Origin of the sequence: Caulobacter segnis, from assembly GCF_031454995.1 — a bacterium.
Classification (GTDB): Bacteria; Pseudomonadota; Alphaproteobacteria; order Caulobacterales; family Caulobacteraceae; genus Caulobacter; species Caulobacter segnis_E.
Genome location: NZ_JAVDRV010000002.1, coordinates 875,712 through 896,699, shown reverse-complemented (window position 1 = coordinate 896,699; position 20,988 = coordinate 875,712). Strand labels below are relative to the sequence as shown.

General features: G+C 60.5%; 17 protein-coding genes. 15 read left to right on the top strand and 2 right to left on the bottom strand.

Annotation, left to right across the window (positions count from 1 at the left end; translation table 11 throughout):
- The first annotated feature begins 78 nt into the window (after positions 1–78).
- The 15 genes from flbT (at position 79) to J2728_RS10200 (ending at position 16,814) form a co-directional block, all read left to right on the top strand.
- Positions 79–504 (top strand): flagellar biosynthesis repressor FlbT, encoded by a 426-nt coding sequence (flbT, locus tag J2728_RS10270; protein ID WP_309998819.1) that lies wholly within the window; start codon positions 79–81, stop codon positions 502–504.
- On the top strand, positions 464–826 hold the full coding sequence (gene flaF / locus J2728_RS10265; protein ID WP_013079067.1) for a flagellar biosynthesis regulator FlaF: 363 nt from the start codon (positions 464–466) through the stop codon (positions 824–826). Before flbT ends, flaF begins: the two co-directional genes overlap by 41 nt.
- A gap of 247 nt (positions 827–1,073) precedes the next feature.
- Positions 1,074–1,898: a flagellin gene (locus J2728_RS10260; protein WP_309998816.1), complete on the top strand. Its 825-nt coding sequence runs from the start codon at positions 1,074–1,076 to the stop codon at positions 1,896–1,898.
- Positions 1,899–2,175: 277 nt separating this feature from the next.
- Positions 2,176–3,000, top strand: coding sequence for a flagellin (locus tag J2728_RS10255; protein WP_309998814.1), 825 nt, complete (start codon positions 2,176–2,178; stop codon positions 2,998–3,000).
- A gap of 153 nt (positions 3,001–3,153) precedes the next feature.
- Complete coding sequence (locus J2728_RS10250) at positions 3,154–3,474, top strand: hypothetical protein (protein WP_404979733.1); 321 nt, start codon at positions 3,154–3,156, stop codon at positions 3,472–3,474.
- Positions 3,475–3,647: 173 nt separating this feature from the next.
- Entirely contained in the window at positions 3,648–4,484 is an 837-nt protein-coding gene (locus tag J2728_RS10245; RefSeq protein WP_309998810.1) for a flagellin, read from the top strand.
- Positions 4,485–4,549: 65 nt separating this feature from the next.
- Positions 4,550–5,104, top strand: coding sequence for a UDP-4-amino-4,6-dideoxy-N-acetyl-beta-L-altrosamine N-acetyltransferase (pseH, locus tag J2728_RS10240; protein ID WP_309998809.1), 555 nt, complete (start codon positions 4,550–4,552; stop codon positions 5,102–5,104).
- Between the two features lie 79 nt (positions 5,105–5,183).
- Positions 5,184–8,048, top strand: coding sequence for a hypothetical protein (locus J2728_RS10235; RefSeq protein ID WP_309998808.1), 2,865 nt, complete (start codon positions 5,184–5,186; stop codon positions 8,046–8,048).
- A 93-nt stretch (positions 8,049–8,141) separates the two neighbouring features.
- A complete protein-coding gene (locus J2728_RS10230; protein WP_309998806.1) occupies positions 8,142–8,834 on the top strand; it encodes a hypothetical protein in 693 nt (230 codons plus the stop codon).
- A 17-nt stretch (positions 8,835–8,851) separates the two neighbouring features.
- Positions 8,852–9,253, top strand: a complete 402-nt coding sequence (locus tag J2728_RS10225; RefSeq protein WP_309998805.1) for a hypothetical protein — start codon at positions 8,852–8,854, stop codon at positions 9,251–9,253.
- Positions 9,254–9,410: 157 nt separating this feature from the next.
- Positions 9,411–9,914, top strand: a complete 504-nt coding sequence (locus tag J2728_RS10220; protein WP_106907146.1) for a single-stranded DNA-binding protein — start codon at positions 9,411–9,413, stop codon at positions 9,912–9,914.
- Between the two features lie 128 nt (positions 9,915–10,042).
- Positions 10,043–11,284, top strand: a complete 1,242-nt coding sequence (locus tag J2728_RS10215; RefSeq protein ID WP_309998804.1) for a tyrosine-type recombinase/integrase — start codon at positions 10,043–10,045, stop codon at positions 11,282–11,284.
- Entirely contained in the window at positions 11,274–12,767 is a 1,494-nt protein-coding gene (locus tag J2728_RS10210) for a site-specific integrase (protein WP_309998802.1), read from the top strand. Before J2728_RS10215 ends, J2728_RS10210 begins: the two co-directional genes overlap by 11 nt.
- Positions 12,760–14,745, top strand: a complete 1,986-nt coding sequence (locus J2728_RS10205) for an integrase (protein ID WP_309998801.1) — start codon at positions 12,760–12,762, stop codon at positions 14,743–14,745. The genes J2728_RS10210 and J2728_RS10205 overlap by 8 nt, the downstream gene beginning before the upstream one ends.
- A gap of 1,373 nt (positions 14,746–16,118) precedes the next feature.
- Positions 16,119–16,814 (top strand): DUF4145 domain-containing protein, encoded by a 696-nt coding sequence (locus J2728_RS10200; RefSeq protein ID WP_309998800.1) that lies wholly within the window; start codon positions 16,119–16,121, stop codon positions 16,812–16,814.
- A 561-nt stretch (positions 16,815–17,375) separates the two neighbouring features.
- Here the strand turns inward: J2728_RS10200 and J2728_RS10195 are convergent.
- A complete protein-coding gene (locus tag J2728_RS10195) occupies positions 17,376–19,613 on the bottom strand; it encodes a hypothetical protein (RefSeq protein ID WP_309998799.1) in 2,238 nt (745 codons plus the stop codon).
- A gap of 104 nt (positions 19,614–19,717) precedes the next feature.
- Positions 19,718–20,974, bottom strand: coding sequence for a YobI family P-loop NTPase (locus J2728_RS10190; protein WP_309998798.1), 1,257 nt, complete (start codon positions 20,972–20,974; stop codon positions 19,718–19,720).
- Positions 20,975–20,988 lie beyond the last annotated feature (14 nt).

The following is a 20,988-nucleotide window of genomic DNA, read 5'->3' as shown; positions in this document are numbered from 1 at the left end:
GGTCCGCGTCTAGCTTCGGCGAGTGCCATCATGAATCGATGGGCGGGCGAAGCGGCGTAAGCGAAGGAGCGAGTTTAGGTGCCTTTGAAGCTGTCGCTGAAGCCCGGCGAGAAATTCGTACTGAACGGCGCCGTGGTCCAGAATGGAGACCGGCGCGGCGTTCTGGTTCTCCAGAACAAGGCTTCGGTTCTTCGCGAGAAGGACATCATGCAGCCGGACCAGGTCACGTCGCCAGCGCGACGGATCTACTTCCCGGTGATGATGATGTATCTCGACGAGGGCGCGGCGGAGAAGTTCTATGATGAATTCGCCTCCCGCCTGACGGAATTCATGGGGGTCGTTCGTAACCCGAGCGTTCTCCAGGATTGTATCGCCATCTCGAAGCACGTGATGGCCCGCGAGTACTACAAGGCTCTAATGTTGAGCCGTAAGTTGATTGAATACGAAGACGAGAGGTTGGGGCATGTCTCTTCGGGCGTATCAGCAGGCGGCGACGCGGGCTGAGAATCCCCGTGAAATGGAGTACCGCCTGTTCGGGCAGGTGACGCGCGCCCTGATGGAAGCGTCACAGGCCCCGGCGGATGACTTCGCGAAGCGGATCGACGCGCTGGATTGGAATCGCAAGGTCTGGTCGGCCTTGGCGACCGATTGCTCGCTGCCGGACAATCAGCTTCCGATGGAGCTGCGCGCGTCCATCATTTCCCTGAGCCTCTGGGTCAGCCGCCACTCCAGCGCCGTCATGCGCAAGGAGGAGGAATTCGAGCCCCTGATCGAAATCAATCGCATCATCATGCAGGGGCTCGCCGGCCGCGCCGACGCGGCCTGATTTGGTCCCTTTCGCAAGACTGAATGTCTTGCCTACCGTCTCTGGAAAAACCTGCCGCCCGGCGAATTCTGCATTCGCCGGGCGGTTTCGTTTTCAGCGCTGCCGCGCCAGATAAGCCAATAAAAACAGCTACCTAGGAATTGGCGCCGGACTGGCCGCGACTGGCCCGGCGTTTGCGATGGTTCGCGCGGGCAAAACGCTCGCCCGGCACTACGCCGGATAAATCCCACCAAAACGGTAGGTAGCAATGCTGAACTCGATCAACACCAATCCTGGTGCGCTTCTCGCGCTCCAAAATCTGAACGCCACTAACACGGAGCTCACCACCACCCAGAGCCGTATCAACACTGGCAAGAAGATCGCCAACGCCAAGGACAACGGCGCGATCTGGTCGATGGCCAAGATGCAGAGCGCGAGCTCGTCTTCGTTGAACGCCGTGAAGGATTCGCTCCAGCGCGGTCAGTCGACGATTGATGTTGCTCTCGCGGCAGGCGACACCATCACCGATCTGCTGATGAAGATGAAGGAAAAGGCCCTGGCCGCTTCCGACACTTCATTGAACAGCACGTCGCTGAAAGCCCTCAAGGCGGACTTCGACTCGCTTCGCGACCAAATCACCAAGGCCGCGGAGAATGCGAAGTTCAACGGCGTCAGTCTCGTCGCTGGCAGCGCCAAGCCGCTCGTCTTCCTGGCGAACGCGGATGGCGGCAACTTCACCGTGAACGCCCAAACCTTGGGCCTGCAGGGTCTTGGTCTGTCGACGACGGGCACGACCTTCACCACGGCTGCCGAGGCTGGCTCCATGATCTCCAAGATGACGGCCGCGTTGCTGACCGCGACGAACAAGCTGTCCGCTCTTGGCACGGCCTCGACGGGTCTGGACACGCACCTGACCTTCATCGGGAAGCTGCAAGACAGCCTGGACGCCGGCGTGGGCAACCTCGTCGACGCGGACCTGGCGAAGGAAAGCGCCAAGCTGCAGTCGCTGCAAACCAAGCAGCAACTGGGGGTGCAGGCTCTTTCGATCGCCAATCAGAGCCCGCAGTCCATCCTGTCGCTGTTCAAGGGGTGATCTCCGATACGCCGGACGGCCGTCAAAAGCCGTCCGGCGCCTCTTTTCCGCTGGGTGCGCAAAGAGTGCCCGGCAATAATTTCCCACGCCCAAAGGCCCTCGGCAGAAATTGCCGAGGGCCTTTGTGGTTAATGGACCTATAACGCTTATTTTTCAGGGTTTTAGCGCGCGCTTGCCGGTGGGAACTTTTGGCCCGGCAATTGCTACATGCCTTTTCGAGCAAAAAGCTCCCGGCAGCCAAAATGGCGTCGGAACACCTTGAAAAGGAACTATTCGTATGCCGCTGAACAGCATCAATACGAACGCGGGCGCGATGATCGCCCTGCAAAACCTGAACACCACCAACACCGAACTGGGCGTCACCCAACAGCGCATCAACACGGGCAAGAAGATCGCCAACGCCAAGGACAACGGCGCCATCTGGGCCATGTCCAAGACGCAATCGGCCACCGCCCAATCGCTGAACGCCGTGAAGGACTCGCTGCAACGCGGCCAGTCGACCATCGATGTGGCCCTGGCCGCCGGCGACACCATTACCGACCTGCTGGTGAAGATGAAGGAAAAGGCCCTGGCCGCTTCCGACACCTCGCTGAACAGCGCCTCGTTCAAGGCGCTGAACGCCGACTTCGAGTCGCTGCGCTCTCAAATCACCAAGGCCGCGGAAAACTCCAAGTTCAACGGCGTCAGCCTCGTTGGCGACAGCGCCCAGGCGCTGGTCTTCCTGGCCAACGCGGACGGCACGGGCTTCACGGTCAGCGCTCAGAAGCTGAGCTTGGCTGGCCTGGGCCTCACGAGCGCGACCCCTGGCTTCGCGACGGCCACCGCCGCTAAGGCGATGATCGCCGAGATCGATGAAGCCATCGGCACCGCCACCAACAAGCTGGCCGCCCTGGGCACCAGCTCGGTCGGCCTCGACACCCACCTGACCTTCATCGGCAAGCTGCAAGACAGCCTGGACGCCGGTGTTGGCAACCTGGTGGACGCCGACCTGGCCAAGGAAAGCGCCAAGCTGCAGTCGCTGCAAACCAAGCAACAGCTTGGCGTGCAAGCGCTGTCGATCGCGAACCAATCCTCGTCGTCGATCCTGAGCCTGTTCCGTTAAGGAGCGGGAGGAGGCGGGCTCGGTTGAGCCCGCCTCCGCCTTTTATTGGGACCGGGGATAGGGAGAATAAGGAAGGAGGGCCGACCCGCAAGTCGGCGGACAGATATGGAACCCAAGGCCGCGTTGTCGGCGATCAGAGATTTTATCGCCCCCGTGAACGCCCCGGACCCGTCCGAGGGCGCTAGAGCCGTTCAGGGCCAACTCAAGGCCGCTTTCGGCCCGGCGCAGACCGTCGAAGGCGAACCCACCGCGCCCGCGGTCGAGGCCAAGCCCGAGGCGCCCGTGGAAAAGGGGCCTCAGCCGGGTGATCTACGTCTGGTCATCGAGCAGGACGGAGACTCCGGCGACTATGTCTACAAGACGGTGGACCGACGGACGGGCGAGACGTTGAATCAGTTTCCCCGCGAGGAGATCCTGAAGCTACGCGAGGCCTCGCGCTACCACAGCGGGGATGTCTACGACGGCAAGGCCTGAGGGCCGGCCGCGGGGAAACTAGGGCGCGACAGCCTGTCGCGGCTCTTAACGGACATGGTTTATAAGCGTTAACCATGTTCTTACTTTCTGAGCCCAATCTCGGCGGCGATTAGATCGCGCGCCGAATCGCGCGCGATCGCAACCACGGCAAAATCGCCGATCGGAGGCCGCGCATGACGCTGAGCGTCAATACGAACCAGCCCGCGCTGATCGCGCTGCAGAACCTGAACCGCACCAACGACGACATGCAGTCGGTGCAGACCAGGATCAACACGGGCCTGTCCATCTCCACCGCCAAGGACAACGCCGCCGTCTGGTCGATCGCCCAGGAGCAACGCGCCGACATGAGCGCGCTCGGGGCGGTCAAGATGAGCCTGGATCGCGCCACCTCCATCGCCGACGTGGCTCTGACCGCGGGCGAGTCGGTTTCGGACCTTCTGAAGCTGATGCGTGAAAAGGTGGTCGCGGCGAAGGACACCTCGCTGAACACCACGTCGCGGCAATCGCTGAACGCGGACTTCCAGGGGATCCTCAAGAATTTCAGTCAGGTTCTCAACAGCGCCGTCTTCGACGGGGCGAACCTGCTGGATGGCAGCCAGACCGCCGACATGACCTTCCTGGCCGACGCCGACGCGGGCCAGGCCATCACGCTGAGCCTGCAGAACCTCACGCTGGGCGGGACGATCAACACGCTCATGCCGACGGACGACATCCTGACGCCGGCCAACGCCGGCGCGGTGCTGACGCGTCTGGAAGCGACGATGAGCGCGGTCAACCAGGCCATTGGCAACATCGGCTCGCAAGCCAAACAGATCGACGCCCACAGCACGTTCGTCGCCAAGCTCAATGACGTGCTCGAGACGGGCGTCGGCAACCTCGTGGACGCCGATCTCGCCAAGGAAAGCGCGCGCCTGCAGGCCTTGCAGGTCAAGCAGCAGCTCGGCGCCCAGGCGCTGTCCATCGCCAATAGCGCGCCGCAGATCATCCTCTCTCTGTTCAAGGGGCAGTAACCCTAGGTGTCGCGTCGGCGCGGGGTTAAGCTCGGCGCGTGCGAAACGGGGAATCGGCGGCGAGTATGATCGAGTTGCGCGACTTGCGGGACGAGGACGAGGCGATCCTCTTTCAGTGGCGCTCGGAGCCCGAGGTCGACCGCTGGATGTCCGACGCGGACCTGCCCAGTCGGGAGGCGCACGCCGCCTGGTTCCAAGCCCTGCGCTCGGACGCCGACATGCGGGGCTGGATGATCACTCGCGCGGGAGCCCCCATGGGGTTGCTGACCTTGACGGGGCTCGCCAGCCATCACCGCCGCGCCAGCTGGAACTGGTTTTTGGGCTCGGCCGAGGCGCGGGGCAGGGGCGTGGGCCGCGCGGCTCAGGTCCTGGGTCTCGACCGCGCCTTTGGCGAGCTAGGGCTGCACAAGGTGTTCGCCGAGGTCATGGCCGACAACGACGCGGCGCTGAAAGCGCAAGCGGCCGCGGGCTTCCGGCGCGAGGGCTATCTACGAGGTCACGTGCTGAAGGATGGCCAGCCGCGTGACGTCGTGCTGCTGGGGATCCTGGATTCCGAGTGGGCCGAACTGCGCGAGGACGCGCGCCGAGCCTTGTCGGAGGCGCATCTTATCGCCGCTTAACCCCATGTCTTGAAGGGGCGTTAACGGCGAATGGGCGAATGTATCAGCGGGGGACTCTGGGTCCTCGTCAGGACAGGCCGTGATCACGTTCGATACCAGCACGCTGCTCAGCTACTATCAGGCCCGCAGCGGCCTGACGGGCGCCGCCACGTCTGGATCATCGCCGGCGCCCACCGGAAAGTCCAAGGTCTCGGTGCCCAACGCGCCTTGGCTGTCTGGCGCCACGCCGCCCGCGACCGAACTGGTGCGATCGGCGCTGAATGGCCGCAAGTTCGTCGACGAGGGGGCGAGCTCCACCGCGTTGAAGGGCGCTAGTCCCGACTACGCGAAGCTGTTCGCGACCTATCAGGCCTTGAACACCCTTTCGGCGATCGCGACCCGCGCGAGCGAGAAGCGGGTGCCCGACAGCGAGATCACGCGGCTGCAAAACGCGATGACGCGCGGGCTTTCGGAAATCAGCGGCTATGTCCAAGGGCTTTCGCTGGATCAGCTGCGCCTGACCACGGGCGCGGTCATGACCAACGACAAGGCCAAGGCGGGGGTGCCCAAGGCCAACTACACCTACACCACCGACACGATCCATAGCGGTCAGGGCGATGACCCGGTGCCCAAGTTCCAAGGGAACGTGTCGTTCGATATCGCGGTCAAGGCGTTCGGCGTCACCAAGACCGTGACGATGAACCTGAACGACATGGGCGCCACGCCCCGGACCATGTCCAACGTCGTCAGCTACATGAACGACAAGATGAAGGCGGCTGGGTACAATACCGCCTTCGCCGTGCAGCGGACGGCGGGGCAGGAGCGGACGGTCCAGGTCAACGGAAAGCCCGTCAAGCTTCCCGCCACGGGCGACGACTTCGCGCTCAAGGTGAAGGGCGACTCCGCCGAACAGATCACCTTCAGCGCGCCGACGACCGCCCCGGCGGTCTATGTCACGACCAAGGCCGGCGATCCCGACCCGGACAAGAACACCAGTACGAACGACGCCGTCTACGAGACCACCCTGACGAAATTCAGCGCCGCCGGAACCAGCGGCGGCGCGGGCGCCGGCGCTCCCGGCGGCAAGGTCTTCACCGAGACCCTGCAGGGCACGATCTCCAACGTCCGCAAATCGGTGACGGGCGCCGACGGCTCGATCTACATGCTGGCCGACGTGGCCACCCCGGTCGAAGGCAAGCTCGACATCGACGGCCAAGCCATCAAGGGCGACAGCGACGTCGCTCTGCTGAAATACGACAGTGCGGGCCATCTGCTTTTCGCTCAGACGTTGGGCGCGACCGACAACGCCAGCGGCCTGTCCTTGGCGGTCGCCGACGACGGCAGCGTCGCCGTGGCGGGCTCCGTCAGCGGGCGGTTGCAGGGCGCGGTCAATGGGCCGCTGAACAACAGCGACAGCAAGACCGACAGCTTCGTCACCCTCTACGGCGCCAATGGCGACGAGCAGTGGACGGTGCGTCGCGGCGGCCTGCAGGAAGACGAGGCCACCGCCTTGGCCTTTGGGGCGGACGGCGTGCTGTACGTGGGCGGGCGCAGCAAGGCCGACCTTCCAAGCTCGGTCGGGACGGACCCCAGCGGCGGTTGGGACGCCTATCTCACCGCCTTCGCCACGGACGGCGCCGGCAAGCCCAAGGCGCTGTTCACCCAGAAGTTCGGCACGACGGCCAACGATTCCGTTTCGGACATCGTCGTCAACGGTTCTCAGGTCATCGTCGGCTCGAAGGAAGACGGCAAGGCGATGCTCCGCGGCTTCGACGTGACGACCAATGTCGTCACCGAGAACATCAGCAAGCTGAACAAATACGGCGCCTACGAGATGGTGCCGGTCACCTATACGAAGACGGCGACCCTGTCGGCGGGCGCGACCCGGGATCTCGGCTCGCTGAAGGGCGGCGAATTGGTGGGGCTTCGCATCGACGGCGGCCAGCTGTACGTCGGCGGCTACACGGCCAACGGCGCCATGGGGATCAACGGCGCCACGGGCGCGGCGTCCGGCGGCATGGACGCGTTCGTCGGCCGCGTGTCGCTGAACATGAGCGATAGCGGCGCCGACGCGATGACCTACTATGGCGGGACGGGCGATGACACCGTCACGGGCTTCGACGTCAAGAACGGCACGGCGTGGCTGGTGGGTTCGGCGGGAACGAACCTGGACGGCCAGGCGACCGTGGGGACCAAGGATGGCTATGTCGCTCAGGTCAACGTCGGAACCGGCGCGGTCGACTGGAGCCAAAGGCTGAGCGGCAAGGACGGCCACGCCACGCCGACGTCGGTGGCGGTTTCCGCCTCCGGCGCCTCGGCCCTGGATCTTTTCGGTCTGCCGTCCGGGACCATGGCGTTCAAGCAGTCTGACAGGATCACCACCAGCACCTCGGCGCGTCCCGGCGACACCTTCCAAATCCGCACGCGCGAGCGGGGCCCGCTGACGACGGTCACGATCGACGCCAACGACACGCTCGAGACGCTGGCCGACAAGATCAAGCGCGCTTCCGGGTTCCGAGCCAAGGTGGAGACGGTCACCAACGGCAACGACCGCGTGCTCAAGATCAGTCCGGCCACGAGCACTTCGACGATCGAAGTGGTCGCGGGCAAGGGAGGGACGGATGTCCTGACCTCGCTGGGATTGGCCGGCGGGGTCATTCGCGCCACCAAGACCGAAGGCGGCAAGACCATCTCGGCCGACGGCAATGGTCAAATCTATGGCTTGCAACTGCCGCCCGAGCTGGATTTGACGACCGAGGCGGGCCGAAAGAACGCCAATGTGGTGATCACTCGCGCCTTGTCGCAGATCCGCACCGCCTATCGCGAGACGGCCGACGCCGCCCAAGGCATCAGCGGCGATACCGCCAAGACCTCCGGCAAGACCGATGGGACGGTCCCGAAATACATGACCGACCAGCTCGCGAACTATCAGGCCGCGCTGAACCGCCTGACGGGCGGCGGCTAAGGCCGCGTCCGGGTACGCCAAAGGTGGCGGGCCGGACGCTTTCCACGGCCGTCACGCTTGAAAGCGTCATCGACGCGTCGTAGCCAGGGGGCCATGGAATTTCTGAAAGATCGACGGATCGTCGTGATCGGCGGCGGCGCGGCGCTCGCGCTGTTGGCGGGCTTGGGCATCGCGGCGGCTTTGCTGGCCGGCCATGACCAGAAATCGACGGAGGCGCCGCCCGCCTCGCGCGCTGGTCTGATCGTCGAGACTGGACGCGACGACGACACCAAGCTGGATCCCGCCCGTCCGCTGCGCTGCTTCGTCGGCGGCGCTTTCGTCGGTGAGATCACTCTGGCCGAATGCGCCAAGAAGAACGGCGTCGCGACCGGAGCCTTGGACGTCGGCGTCGATGAAACCGGAGCCCTGGCCGCCGCCGACCAGGCCGGAACGGTGCTGACGCCACTACCTCCGACCCCGACCGTCGATGCGCCAGCCGCGGGGCAGGGCGCCAGTTCTCAGACGCCGTCCACGCCGGCCGCCGCGTCGGCCAACGCGCCGCTGGCCGCCTGCTGGCGCTATGCCGGCGGCGAGTGGCGTCGCCTGCCGGGCGACATCACGCTGAACGCCTGCGCCCAGCAGCTTTTCGGCGGGCGCTGCGAGAAGACCAACGCCGTCGTCTACGGCCGTTGGGGAGAGGAGACCCTGCGTCTCTTGCAGGGACGCATCGAGGCCTCTCCCGACAACCGAGGCTTCCACACCGTGTTCGAGCAGGCGCCAAACTGCCCTAGCCCGAACGCGGGATAAGTTTATAAGTGTAATCCATGACCAAGACCGTCCTCGCCGCCGCCGTCGTCCTCGCCGCCACGGGCTTCGCGCTCGCCGGCTGCCAGAAGGAGATCAAGCCGCCGTTCGAGCAGGGCGTCTGCTTCCACGTGGCGACCAACAAGGACGGGACGCTGCGCTACAACCCCGTCGCGCGGAACGTGCCGACGATGGAGGAATGCGCGGCCACCCTCGAGGGCATGCGCATGCGGTTCGTGCGCATGGGCCAGTCGAACAGCCAGGGAATGGTCGGCGCCTATCAGGGCTCGTTCCTGTTCCTTGAAAAGGAAGGCATCTTCCTGGGCCAGACCTATGACGGTCCGCGCTTCATGTCCCTGGTCCGCACGGGCGACGGCCGCCTCGCCGTGCCGGGCGCGATCCGCCGCGTTCCCGCCCCTTAGGCCAAGTCGCGCGGAGCGAGCGGTTCGTCCGTCCACAGCCGTCTTTCTCGTCCACAAGAACATATTGAGAACAAAACTTGCGCTGCATTTAACGCCTCGTTAATCTGCGCTCTCAGATTCCGGCGCATGGGTCGCCGGGCGAGAGCAAGGTCAAGCGATGGCGGGCAGCGTCAACAAGGTCATTCTGGTGGGCAATCTCGGCGCCGATCCCGAGATCCGCAGCCTGGGTTCGGGCGACCGCGTCGCCAATCTCCGCATCGCCACCTCCGAGACCTGGCGCGACCGCAACAGCGGCGAGCGCAAGGAAAAGACCGAGTGGCACCGCGTCGTCATCTTCAACGACAACCTGGTGAAGGTGGCCGAGCAGTACCTCAAGAAGGGCTCGACGGTTTACATCGAAGGCGCGCTGCAGACCCGCAAGTGGACGGACAACACCGGCCAGGAAAAGTACTCGACCGAGATCGTGCTGCAGAAGTTCCGCGGCGAACTGACCATGCTGGGCGGCCGCGGCGACAGCGCTGGCGCGTCCTCGGGCGGCGGTGACGAATACGGCGGCGGCTATTCGGGCGGCGGCTCCAGCTTCGGCGGCGGCCAGCGCAGCCAGCCCAGCGGCCCCCGCGAAAGCTTCTCGGCCGACCTGGACGACGAAATCCCGTTCTAGAGCCGAACAAGGCGATAGTTGTAAATAGCGGTCGGTTTCCTTTGGAGCCGGCCGTTTTTTATTGCACCTTCCTGGACGCTCGCCAGTGGTCGTAGCCTGAAAAGGCCCACCTTGCTTGGAGCGTCCATATGGTCTGGCCTGTCGTCCGGTTACACGTCCGACCGTGTGGAGAGCGGGTTCCGCTTCTTGTCGATCGCGACATTGGCGTTCCGCTGCTTTTACCGGCGATCTATGTGATGACGGCCCTCCGGTCGCATGCGGCAAACACGATCGCCCAACAGCTGGCGGGCGTGCAGGTTCTGCTGCTGTGGTGTCACGCTGAAGGAATTTCCCTCGACGACCGGATTAATTCGGGGGTTCTGTTTCGCGGTCACGAACTCGATGGGCTTTGGGATGCGACAGCTCGCCCGGTCGCCGAACTTGACAAGGCAATCCCCGCCTCCCTCCGCTCCTCCCGGAATTTGGTTAGGCTCGACAAAAGGCCGTCGGCGCTCACTCGGGAAACCGTGGGCAATCGTCGCGGGGCGGTGCGTCGTTATTTGGCTTGGCTTAGCGAGCGGCGCCTATTTGCGTTGGGGCACCAGCCAGATGCTCAGCAAACATATCGCTCAGCACGCGACGAATTGCTTCGCTCGCTTGAAGCGCGATCGACAGGCCAAGGCAGGCGAAGCCAGATCCGCCATGGCCTGGATGATGATGAACGGCGCGCATTGCTCGATGCGATCAATCCCGCAAGCGAAGCAAATCCCTGGGCAGACAAGGCCGTTCGCCAGCGCAATCTGTTGATGATCACGCTCCTGCTACAGTTGGGACTGCGCCGCGGTGAATTGCTTTCGCTCCGTGTTGAAGACGTGGATCTCCAGAAGGGGCAAGTTCGGTTATTACGCCGGCCCGACAACGGCAGAGATTCGCGGCGACGTCAGCCGGTCCTGAAGACCCAAGGGAGGTTGCTGGATCTTCGATCGGACGTCATCGAGCTACTCTCGATCTACATTTTGCAGGTCAGGGCCGCAGCACCGTCGCGCGCGAGACGGCACGGCTTTCTGTTCGTGGATCTTAGGACTGGCAGAGAACTATCCGCCTCGACGATAGAGAAAATTTTCCATCGGCTGCGCGAGCTGCCGGGACTTCCCACCAAACTGACCTGTCATGTCCTGCGGCATGATTGGAACGAGCGCTTTTCTCGCACCATGGATGAGGCCGGCGTAGCGCCCGCGATGGAGCGTCAATTGCGGCGCTACTTGCAGGGGTGGAGTTCCGACGCGTCCGCCGCCGCCTACACCCAGCGGCATGTAACGGCGCGGGCCAACGAAGCCTCTATCCGTATGCAGGAGCGCTTCGCGCCGGCGCGGAGTTCGGATGATGAGTGAGCCGGCGGATCGCGCATCCGAGCAGTTGCCCGAGAGAGTCCGAACGCTCTCTGGCGACGCTGTGTATCCGAACGAAACGAGATGGAGCTTCCGCTCAGAGGGGGCGACATTCAGCTTCAACTTTGATCTAGCTCCGATTGCGGCGGGTCCAATTGTGATCTCGTGGAAGCGGACTCTAATCTGGTACCTCCAGAACAAGTCCGCTCATCACGCCAAGGCTGCCTTCGAGCGCGTCCTCCACTTGATGCGCTTCCTGTCCGAGGCGGGCAGGGGCGTGTTCCTTGAGATTACACCCGCCGATATCTTGAACTATCGCGGTTCTCTTCCGCCCAAGCGGCAATGGTACTTGACCAGCTTGTCGGGCTTTCTGTGTCGCTGGAGCGACCTTGGCTACCCCGGCGTATCTGCACAGACAGCCCGTCTGCTTCGAAGCTTGCGCCTACGCGGCAACGAGAAGGGCGAAGCAGTTAGGACATTCGATCCATTCGAAGGACCACTTACGGACATTGAATTCACAGGCTTCATGGCTGCGCTCAATGATCGGCTCGCATCCAAGGAGCTTGCGGACGAGGACTTCCTGGTTGTCTGGCTGACCGCGTGCCTGGGGTTGCGCCCTTCGCAAATCTCCCAACTCAAGACCACGGATATTGTTTCGCCAGAGGCGGCCGATGGTCGGAGATGGATTTTAAACGTGCCGCGCCTGAAACAACCAGGCCTGGCGCCGCGAACCCTTTTCAGGGCTCGACCGCTGACAGCAGAGATTGGTGCGCGCCTTCGCCGTCAGGCGGCAGAAGTAGAGCAGCGCTTCGATGGCAGCTTGATGGGCCCGCCAATGTTTCCCGCGTCCAAGGAGGCAAGCTGGCTTGCAGGTTATGAGTGGCATCGGACCGCCAATTCAATTCGAATAGCCGTCAAAGCCGTTGCAGACGGCCTTGGAGTGCACTCTGTGAGAACGGGGGGCTCCCTGACGATCACGCCCCGCCGCCTGCGTCGCAGTTTCGGCACGCGCGCCGCCAGCGAGGGGCTGGGTGAATACGAGGTGGCGGATCTGCTTGATCACTCGGACACACAGAATGCCCAAGTGTACGTCGAGGCCACATCCGAAATCATAGAGCGGTTAGACAAGGCTTTGGCCCTCAGGCTGGCTCCTCTGGCGCAAGCGTTCACGGGCCATTTCGCGTCAAGAGAAGAGTTGCGTACTGCGCCTGGCGGAGTAGTGCGCGGCGGAGTTCAGGCGCCGCCGCTCGGCGCGTGCGGTCAACACGCCTTCTGTGGCTTTGCAGCGCCCATCGCCTGTTACACATGTCGGCAGTTTCGAGCTTGGCGTGATGGTCCGCATGAGGCTGTGCTCGAGAAGCTGATCCTTGACCGGGATCGACTTCAAGCCACCACGGATGCTCGCATCGCCGCGATCAACGATCGGACCATTCTAGCGGTTGCCGAGGTCGTGCGCCGCTGTGCGGAGGCTGACGGCAATGGCTGATGGTGGTGGGGAGGTTCTGTATTTCTCGCCACGCATTGAGCTGAGCGCGTTCGAGAACCTGTCGGGCTTCGTCTCGCTTGCGCGCGACCAGCTAACCATTTTCGGTCGTGATCTCGACTGGGACGCTGAAGCCTGGGACGTCACCGGTGTCGCCCACGCAAGCGGGCGTGGACGCGTCCGTATAAGTTTCACCGGCTTCGACCAGCCCGAAAGCGGTTGCGCCCGCCCATTGGCGGCCGGGCTGCGCGAGCTGGCGAAGGCCTACATCAGGTACCAGCAAGGGCTGAATCCTGTGAGAGGGCTACAGCAAAGGCTTGCGCCATTTCGCGCTCTGGATGCTGTGCGCGATTTCGAAGATCTACAGGACGTGACCCGGATCACCTCTTTGGATCTGGACGCTGCCGTTGCGCAGATCTTGTCCCACTACAGCGATGGCGGCGCTTATCGAATTGCCGGCCAACTGGAAGCGATCGCTCGCTTCCTGTCCGACAACAGTTTGGTGGCCATGCCATTTCAATGGGCTCACCCGCTTTCACGCCCAGGAGATACGGTCCGGATTGGCCAAGAGCACGAGAAGCGCCGGGCCCAAAAGCTTCCCTCGCAGCGTGCTTTGGAGGCCGTAGCCGCTGCTTTTCGTGGGGCTGACAACCCTAGCGACCGGATTGCGGCAGCCGCAGCCGCGCTGATGTGTTGTGCGCCAGTTCGTATTGGAGAACTCCTCCGCGTCCGGGCAAATTGCGAGGTCGTGCGGGAAAGGAGGCGAGGCGGCGAGCAGTACGGCCTGCGTTGGTGGGCAGAGAAGGGCACGAAGCCTGAGGTTCGTTGGATTGTCAGCACTATGGAGGATGTCGCGCGCGAGGCGCTGGACATCATCCTTCGGCTTACCGCTGAGGCTCGCACGATTGCTGCTTGGTACGAGCTTAACTCGGGGAGGCTCTATCTTCCAGGCGAGCTTGAGCAATGGCGGTTGCGGCCAACCATTCCGCTGAAGGTCGCCGATGAACTGTTGGGTCTGCAATCGGCCAAGTGGGCAGAGCGAAACGGTTTGCGGGTCATCCCGGATGGACTGGAGGGGGGGCTCGAATTCTCATCCTTCGAAGCGGCTGTTCTCGCCCAGATGCCGGATGGTTTCCCACTCGTCGAAACCGCCACCGAGCTCCGCTTCGGGGAAGCCCTGTTCACTGTGAGATATAACGAGTTCCGTACAGACCGCGGTTCATCGCGTTGCATGATCGATCGTGTGACGCAGCAGCAGATCTCCGATTGCCTGGGCGGACGGACCGAGGCGGGTGTGCCCTCGATGTTTTCTCGGTTGGGTCTAACCCAGGAGGATGGATCTCCGCTGAAAATTACGTCCCACCAGTTCCGGCATTACCTAAATACCTTGGCGCAGCGCTCTGGCGCCGATCAGCTCGACATAGCACTTTGGAGCGGGCGAAAATCTCCTGCTCAGAACCGAGCTTACGATCACCTCTCGGCGGACGATCTGCTCGAGATGGTACGCGACGCCATGGGGGACGGCGATAGTGCTGAGACGCCCGTGCCGCTAGATATTAAGCGGCCGATCACGCGTTCGGATTTTGCCAAACTAGCCGTGCCGACGGCTCATTTCACCGAGCTTGGTGCCTGCATCCATGACTTTGCGATGCTGCCTTGTCCGCTTCACCGAGATTGCCTCAACTGCGATGACCATGTCTGCGTAAAGGGCGACAGCGTGCGCACCGCTCGAATACAGGCCATCCTTGAGGACACCCGCCGTGAGCTCGCCAAGGCGGAAACTGCCGCAGATGATGGGTTCGACGGCGCAGATCGCTTCGTGGTCCATCATCGCAGGGCCCTTGTTCGCTACGAAGAGCTGGTAGGCGTCCTCACAGATCCGGCGCTGCCAGACGGAGCCATAGTCCGCTGTGCGCCCACCTCTTCGGCCCGAGAAAGACTACGAGTGTTCCCGCCGCGGCTGCCAGGTGGCGAAGGATGAGCGCCCCTAGTCGGCCACGTTGCCGTTCGCCGAACCTGTCGGAATCGTCCGTCCGGGAGGTGCTGGACATCATTGACGGCTGGGCCGAGGCCCCTCTGACATGGGCGGCGCTGCTGGAACGAGTTCGGCAACGGCTGGGAGCGACCTATAGTCGGCAAGCCTTGCACCGCCGTCAGAGGATCGCTCAAGCGTTCGCTCGCCGGAGGGCTGAGCTAAGCGCGCTCCCCAAACAAAATTCTCGACGTGGTTCTATCGAACTCCAAAAGGCTCGAGAGACGATCAATCGACAGCAAGCCAAGATCGAACGTTTGGAGGCGGAGAATAGGACGCTGACCGAGCAGTTCTTGGTCTGGCTCTACAACGCAAATGCGCGAGGAGTAACCGTTGAGCAGTTGAGCCGGCCGTTGCCGCCTTCGACGAGGCGTTAGCCGCGTCCATCACGGAGTGGTTTTCGGCGCAGCTAACGATGCGGGGAGGAAGCGCAACGCTCGCTGTGATCTCGGCTTTCGCTCGTCAGCTTTTACCAAGGTCGTGGCGAAGGAGAAAATGCACAAACTATTAGCCTCACCGGCGGTAGGCCGCTGATAGAGATCTGCCGGGTCCAATCCGCCGGCACGTCGGAACATTTACAGCAATCAATCCTGTCGCTGAGTAATTGCGAGTTAGGTGTTCTTGGTTAGTGCGGTGCAGCTTATCATTGGGGGGGCACTATGACCGCTATTTGCTTTCACGAAGCCGGCCACGCCGTCGTGCTAAAGCACCTGCTTGGCCGCGTGCCTTCATCGGTACGCCTTGCGGACGGTGACGGAGGCGCCCAGGTCGGGAGCGGTTTAGGGGAGCCACAATCAGCAAGGGAGGCGGATCGCTACGCCGCGTACTTTGCCGCCGGTCGCGCGGCGGTCGCGGCGGCTAAAGAACGTGGTCTTCTGGCTGTTACCATAGATCCAAATGAGGGTTATCTGGGGCCTGTCGGTAGTGGTGCAGATAGCGACCGCATCGATTTGCTACAGACAAACTATAGGGCCAGCTCAGCTGAAGCCCACGATTTGGCGCGCCGGACCATCAAGGCCTACTGGCCTGCAGTCGAAGCAATTGCATCGGCACTCGGGGTGTCTGGGGTACTTAATAAGGAGGAGCTGGCAGCATTTTTAGCCGCCGTCCCCGTCGCTCCACGATAGGTCCGAGCCGGCGGCGGCCATCAACGAGCGCATCGAGTCGCCTGCAGGGCCCCAGCGAACTGAACGGCCAACGCCACGTGGCTGGTTGGCGCGTGCCACGAGACTGTACGGGGCGTACCTACGCTGTCAGCATCCAAGATACGCTGGATCTCCGATTCAGCGCATCACATGGCTTCGAAAGCAACTGAGCTCCGCATGGGTACCCTCCTGCACGATTGTCCGCACTGCGGCACCGCCAAGATGAGCTTCGTGGTGTTCGGCGTACGGCCGCGGACTTATCCGAACGGTTACAACGTGTCGCTTGGTGCAATCAATGTCGGGATCGAGTGCCAGGCCTGCCAAAAGCCCGCTAGTGCATCGCTTCGACTTGATGAGACTGTCGCCTTCTCCGACTGGCAGGGCAGAGTGGCGGCCATCGTCAAGGATCATGGTGCCTATCCGAACGATAAATGGTCACTGACCGGGTTCTGGCCCGTTAAGGCACCGGTCGTTGCCCCCGAACACCTTCCGGCACCGGTGGAGAAAGCGTTTCTCCAAGGTGAGAAGAACCTCGCGCTTGAGGGCTGCGAGGAGCCCGCTGCGACAATGTTCAGGCGAGCGCTTGATGTCGGCCTCAAGCTCCGGTTCCCAGATTTGAAGGGCGATCTGTACAAGAAGATTGAAAAGTTGGCCGAGGCCCATGCCATTCCGCAGAGTCTCGCAGACTGGGCACATGAGGTCCGCGTCATCGGAAATGACGGTGCGCACGACTTAGATGGCTGTTCGGTTGAAGATGCTGTCGCTGCCCGCAATTTCGTCGACGCTGTCTTACGCTATCTCTTCTCTCTTCCTGGCATGATCGACAGCCGTAGGCCCCAGCCGGCCGGCGAGCTGCCAGAAGAAGAGAGCTAGCGGATCCAGAATAGTTCAGGGCGAATGGTCTCAGACAACTGAGGGGCGGGTGTTCGCATAGCGGCGAAGCTCGTTCAGCCAGAACAGTGCATATAGCCACATCTATCGCCAGCCGTAGCCAGAGCCCGACTCCAACCGTGGCCAGTGTGCTGTCCGCCCAATGCTGCTCATCTTAGATGGTGCGGGCGATGGCTATAACTCCACAGTTAGCTCGGCTGGCGGCGAGGCGCGCAGCTATCAACCAGCGCAGCGCTTCGCCGCCCAGTGAGCCACTCGCTTATCCGCCTACTACACCTGTTGCTAAGTGCGCTGCGTTGGCTAATGCTCGCGGTGCTCGATGGCATTTGCCCCCGAGGACTAGACGGGAAGTGGGCGAGGCAGCGCGATGCGTCTCGCTCACTTCTTGTTGGCGCTGCTCGATGACATTTGAGGTCGTTAGCTGCGGCACGCCTTATTGGCTAGCGAGCCCTGAATATACAGATTGAGGATGGGTACCCAGCTGATTGGCGTGGTGCACTGTCGCGAGGGAGCAGGTGCGGGCGGCGAGCTCGCGACAATGCTTCACTTCCTGAACAAGTTTATACGAATGTCGTCACTGAGGAACGCATCTTGCCTCCAAGACGAGATGATCTCGCGGTCCTTCAACCAAGAAACGAACGCTAGGTTCGCCTTGTTGAATTTTAGTCTCGGCACTCCCCAACCCGGCTTAATATCACGCATTGGCGCTGGCAGCATTTGAAGAATGTCATGTACTTGTTGGTTGTCGAACTTCTTATGAAGCATATTGAAGAGCACTATCTGATCATTCGTCGAGCTTGAGTTAACGATGACCGCACGTGCAGACTCTACACTCAGTTCATCGGGTGTAACGCCTGTGCGAGCCATAACTCGCCCGATAACTTCAGCTCGAGAGGGCGACGTCTCGAGCGAACCCAGGTCCATAGACCGAATAATCCTGAGCTTGCTTTGGTCGTCGATATTAGTTTCGAGCAACTTTTCTCGAAACTCATCGTCCACATCACACTCTGTCTCGATCTCGAAAAACCTGTTGATATTATTTTGAACAAATTTCACGCTTAACGTTAGATCCTCCCTTAGGTGATCTAGGTTAGAAGCGGAAAAGTTTATTCGGTTCATGTCGACCAAGATCTTAGTCTTATTAGCGCTAAGCGCCTCGGGGAATTCCTTGAAGTTTCTAGGAAGCGCCCTGACATATGCGGAATAAGCTCTGTCGCTGAGGCCGTCGTTTTCAATGACAAAGCTGCGCAAGGAGCGCGCGGCTTCGCCATCGGGAATGGCGCTTTCTTCTAACGCGGCCACAGTGCCTGCCTTATTCAAAAACCTAGTGAGGATTTCGCGATCGGACACTTCGCTGCCGAGGAAGGACAGGCAGTTTTCCCAAGTCGGCTCGATCCTTTCATTGGCGAATAGCGCCGCGTGTAGCCTGAGGGGGATCCCTTCTAGCGTGGGCAAGGAGGCCGCCTGCTTGGAGATGAATTTGACCAAAGAATCGAGGTCGAGATCGTCTCGCTCAAGCACCCTTAGAATCGCTGGAACGCCTTCAAACCGATTGTCAGGCAGCCGAAGCAGGACGTCTTCCACATAGCCTGCGAAGTCGCGGTCGATCTTGGCGACCAGGGGGGCATTATCAACCTCAAGGACCAACGTGTAGTTCTGCTGGTGCGCTCTCGTGTCAGTGTCGATCCCCAGAGTGGATCGGAATATGAAATCCAAATTCTCGATAGACAGCCCGTAGAGGCCCTCATTGAAGAGGACATTCAGGACCCCTGGGTGGGCCTCTAGCGCGGACAGATCCGGAACCTCGATCTTGAGCGCTTTCAATCGATCGGGAGGAAAATCGACCCCCGCGGAGAGCACGTCCGGTAGCGCCTTAGACACAAAGTCTGAGAGTGCCGGATGCTTATCGGCAAGCCCTTGAAGCTGCATACCAATCAGATGGCTCAACATGCGAGCCACGTGCATTGAGCTGTTCGGGCTCGCTAATGCGGCCTCGATAAAGCCTGGCCAGGCTTTCGCCAGCCTTATGATCAAAGTCGATACCGCTACACCCCGGGCGTAGTAGGCAGCCAAGAAGGTTTCGCATTGCTCGAAGTTATTAGCGATGAAATCGTAAAGTCGAGCTATCTTGTCGCTGTATTGTGCATTCGCAGTTAGAAGATAATCTACAATCGTTACGTTAAGGACGTAGTTTCGACTAAAGTCCTCATCGCGCATCGCTTCGATAACCTCTTTTGGGTTATCAATTTGGAAGTCTGGATCTGGATTGTTGAATCCCCTGATGCGGATCAAAAACTTGTTGTCGCTCGGCGATAGGCGGCCCGAGTGGAACAGTGAGATATACTGGTAGTATGTGTCATCCAGATGCCCTTCCAACACCAGGAAACGAGCCAACTCCGCGCTTTCGCCAAAGAGATCGAAAAGCTCGTCTATCTCTGATGTATTTTCCCGGATTACCTCGTTAAATTTCATCATCCTAAGGTTCGTGATCTTGGCCCTGAGATCACGAATCGTCTTTGTCGTAGCCTCCCGAAAGGCGGACGATTTCTTCTCTATATCGTCTTTTCTCTGACTATACGTCTTTGACAGATCAGATTTGTTTGCGGGTTCCGAGAGTGCAATATGCCTCTGGCCGTGATTGGGGCTAGATACTATGACGTGGCTAGAGCCAATCAGAGTCTCAATTCGATCGCTCTTTGAGAGTTGAGAGATTGGGATTAAGTTTTGATAATCGATGCCAATGTGAGTGGTGCCATCAGGAATAGACTCGATTATCGTCATGGCATATATTCTGCGGAGCTCTGCTAGATCATTTGGCAGCTGCCTTTCCCCGTGGGCTAGAAGCTGCTCAAGGCGCGAAATTTCAGCCGAATATCTTGTCTCGCTTATAGCGAGGCATCGATCGTGACTCCGAAGAACCTCGGCGAGATTGCCCTTGCCGCGATGGAGATTTTCGAAGTCCGGGGAAAGATGTTCTTATAGATAAGGACCGCCAGAAGCTTATTAGGGTCCAGATTGGTCTCGCCCTCGGTCTCCAGGTTTGAGAAATAGATGGCGTATTCGTTGAAGATATTTTGAATGAGTCTTAGATCATTAAGGTATATAGATACCTCTTTAATGAATTGCTGATTGAGCTTTCTATCGAGGGATAGCCGCTTGCCCTGCTCAATGACCTTATCTACAGAATTGGAACTATTTATTATGGGAATGACAGGGACAATGAACTCGAAGAATTTGGTCCTGTCCGTATTTATAAACATGTCATCTCTTAAGGCGTAAAGGAAGCGGACGTGCCGCTTAACGCCTGAGTTCGCGTTTATAAGGCCATTAATTTCCCGAAGGGTGACAAATATATCCGAGTTATTAAAACGATCTAGATCTTCTATGACGACCAAGTCATATTTGGTGCATTGAAAAAAGTATATTATTTCATCAAGATGGCGATTTAGGATTGATTCTTCAGTCGCGGCGTTGGGGGTTAGCTCTATATCCTTCAGGGATATGCTCTTCAGCGATATTCCAAAGCTAGCAATATAGATACGATGAACTACGGCCCAGAAGAACAATAAACCGATTGCAAACGCAGATAAGTTGAGCCAATTTTTTAGGCTTATGGGTTGGAAATATTTTCCCGTGGCAACGGCGTCATGATGTTGGATCACGTACCAGCAGGCCACTAGGCCTAAAGCGGAGATCAGTGAAGCCAAAATAGACAGACTGCCGGGTGCGTGGATCCGCTTAAATCGCGAAAGCGGAAGCCTGTTCGCATCCGCTCCATAAAGCATCTGTTGCAGTATGCTTCTTTCGATCTCTTGCCTACTGACTCGCTCCTGCTGTGGCGCAGCGTCGGGCAGAAAGGCTGCCAGCGATATTTGTAGAGCTGGGCGCCGGTATTTCTTTAAAAATGACTTTATTATGCTGCTCTTGCCGGATCCGTAAGGCCCGGTAAGCGCGATGTTCATCACGCGGGGATTGTTTGTTGCCTCGGTTAGGGCACCAGCATAGACGCCCTGAGGATCGGCATTATCGGTTGGGGCAAGATCAACGAACTTTGTTTCGTTGGCAGGTTGTTTAACATCTCGAACAAGCCAGTCTGCGGCCTTTATAAGCCAGCCGGCCAGTGTGTTTCGATGGTCGACCAAGCGCTTGACGCTCC

What these genes read in the sequence shown, in the direction of transcription:
- J2728_RS10210 (WP_309998802.1), top strand. Translation starts at nt 11,274, where the DNA reads ATGATGAGTGAGCCGGCGGATCGCGCATCCGAGCAGTTGCCCGAGAGA.
- J2728_RS10255 (WP_309998814.1), top strand. Translation starts at nt 2,176, where the DNA reads ATGCCGCTGAACAGCATCAATACGAACGCGGGCGCGATGATCGCCCTG.
- J2728_RS10225 (WP_309998805.1), top strand. Translation starts at nt 8,852, where the DNA reads ATGACCAAGACCGTCCTCGCCGCCGCCGTCGTCCTCGCCGCCACGGGC.
- J2728_RS10230 (WP_309998806.1), top strand. Translation starts at nt 8,142, where the DNA reads ATGGAATTTCTGAAAGATCGACGGATCGTCGTGATCGGCGGCGGCGCG.
- J2728_RS10195 (WP_309998799.1), bottom strand. Translation starts at nt 19,613, where the DNA reads ATGACGATAATCGAGTCTATTCCTGATGGCACCACTCACATTGGCATC.
- J2728_RS10220 (WP_106907146.1), top strand. Translation starts at nt 9,411, where the DNA reads ATGGCGGGCAGCGTCAACAAGGTCATTCTGGTGGGCAATCTCGGCGCC.
- J2728_RS10200 (WP_309998800.1), top strand. Translation starts at nt 16,119, where the DNA reads ATGGGTACCCTCCTGCACGATTGTCCGCACTGCGGCACCGCCAAGATG.
- pseH (WP_309998809.1), top strand. Translation starts at nt 4,550, where the DNA reads ATGATCGAGTTGCGCGACTTGCGGGACGAGGACGAGGCGATCCTCTTT.
- J2728_RS10205 (WP_309998801.1), top strand. Translation starts at nt 12,760, where the DNA reads ATGGCTGATGGTGGTGGGGAGGTTCTGTATTTCTCGCCACGCATTGAG.
- J2728_RS10215 (WP_309998804.1), top strand. Translation starts at nt 10,043, where the DNA reads ATGGTCTGGCCTGTCGTCCGGTTACACGTCCGACCGTGTGGAGAGCGG.
- J2728_RS10260 (WP_309998816.1), top strand. Translation starts at nt 1,074, where the DNA reads ATGCTGAACTCGATCAACACCAATCCTGGTGCGCTTCTCGCGCTCCAA.
- flaF (WP_013079067.1), top strand. Translation starts at nt 464, where the DNA reads ATGTCTCTTCGGGCGTATCAGCAGGCGGCGACGCGGGCTGAGAATCCC.
- J2728_RS10245 (WP_309998810.1), top strand. Translation starts at nt 3,648, where the DNA reads ATGACGCTGAGCGTCAATACGAACCAGCCCGCGCTGATCGCGCTGCAG.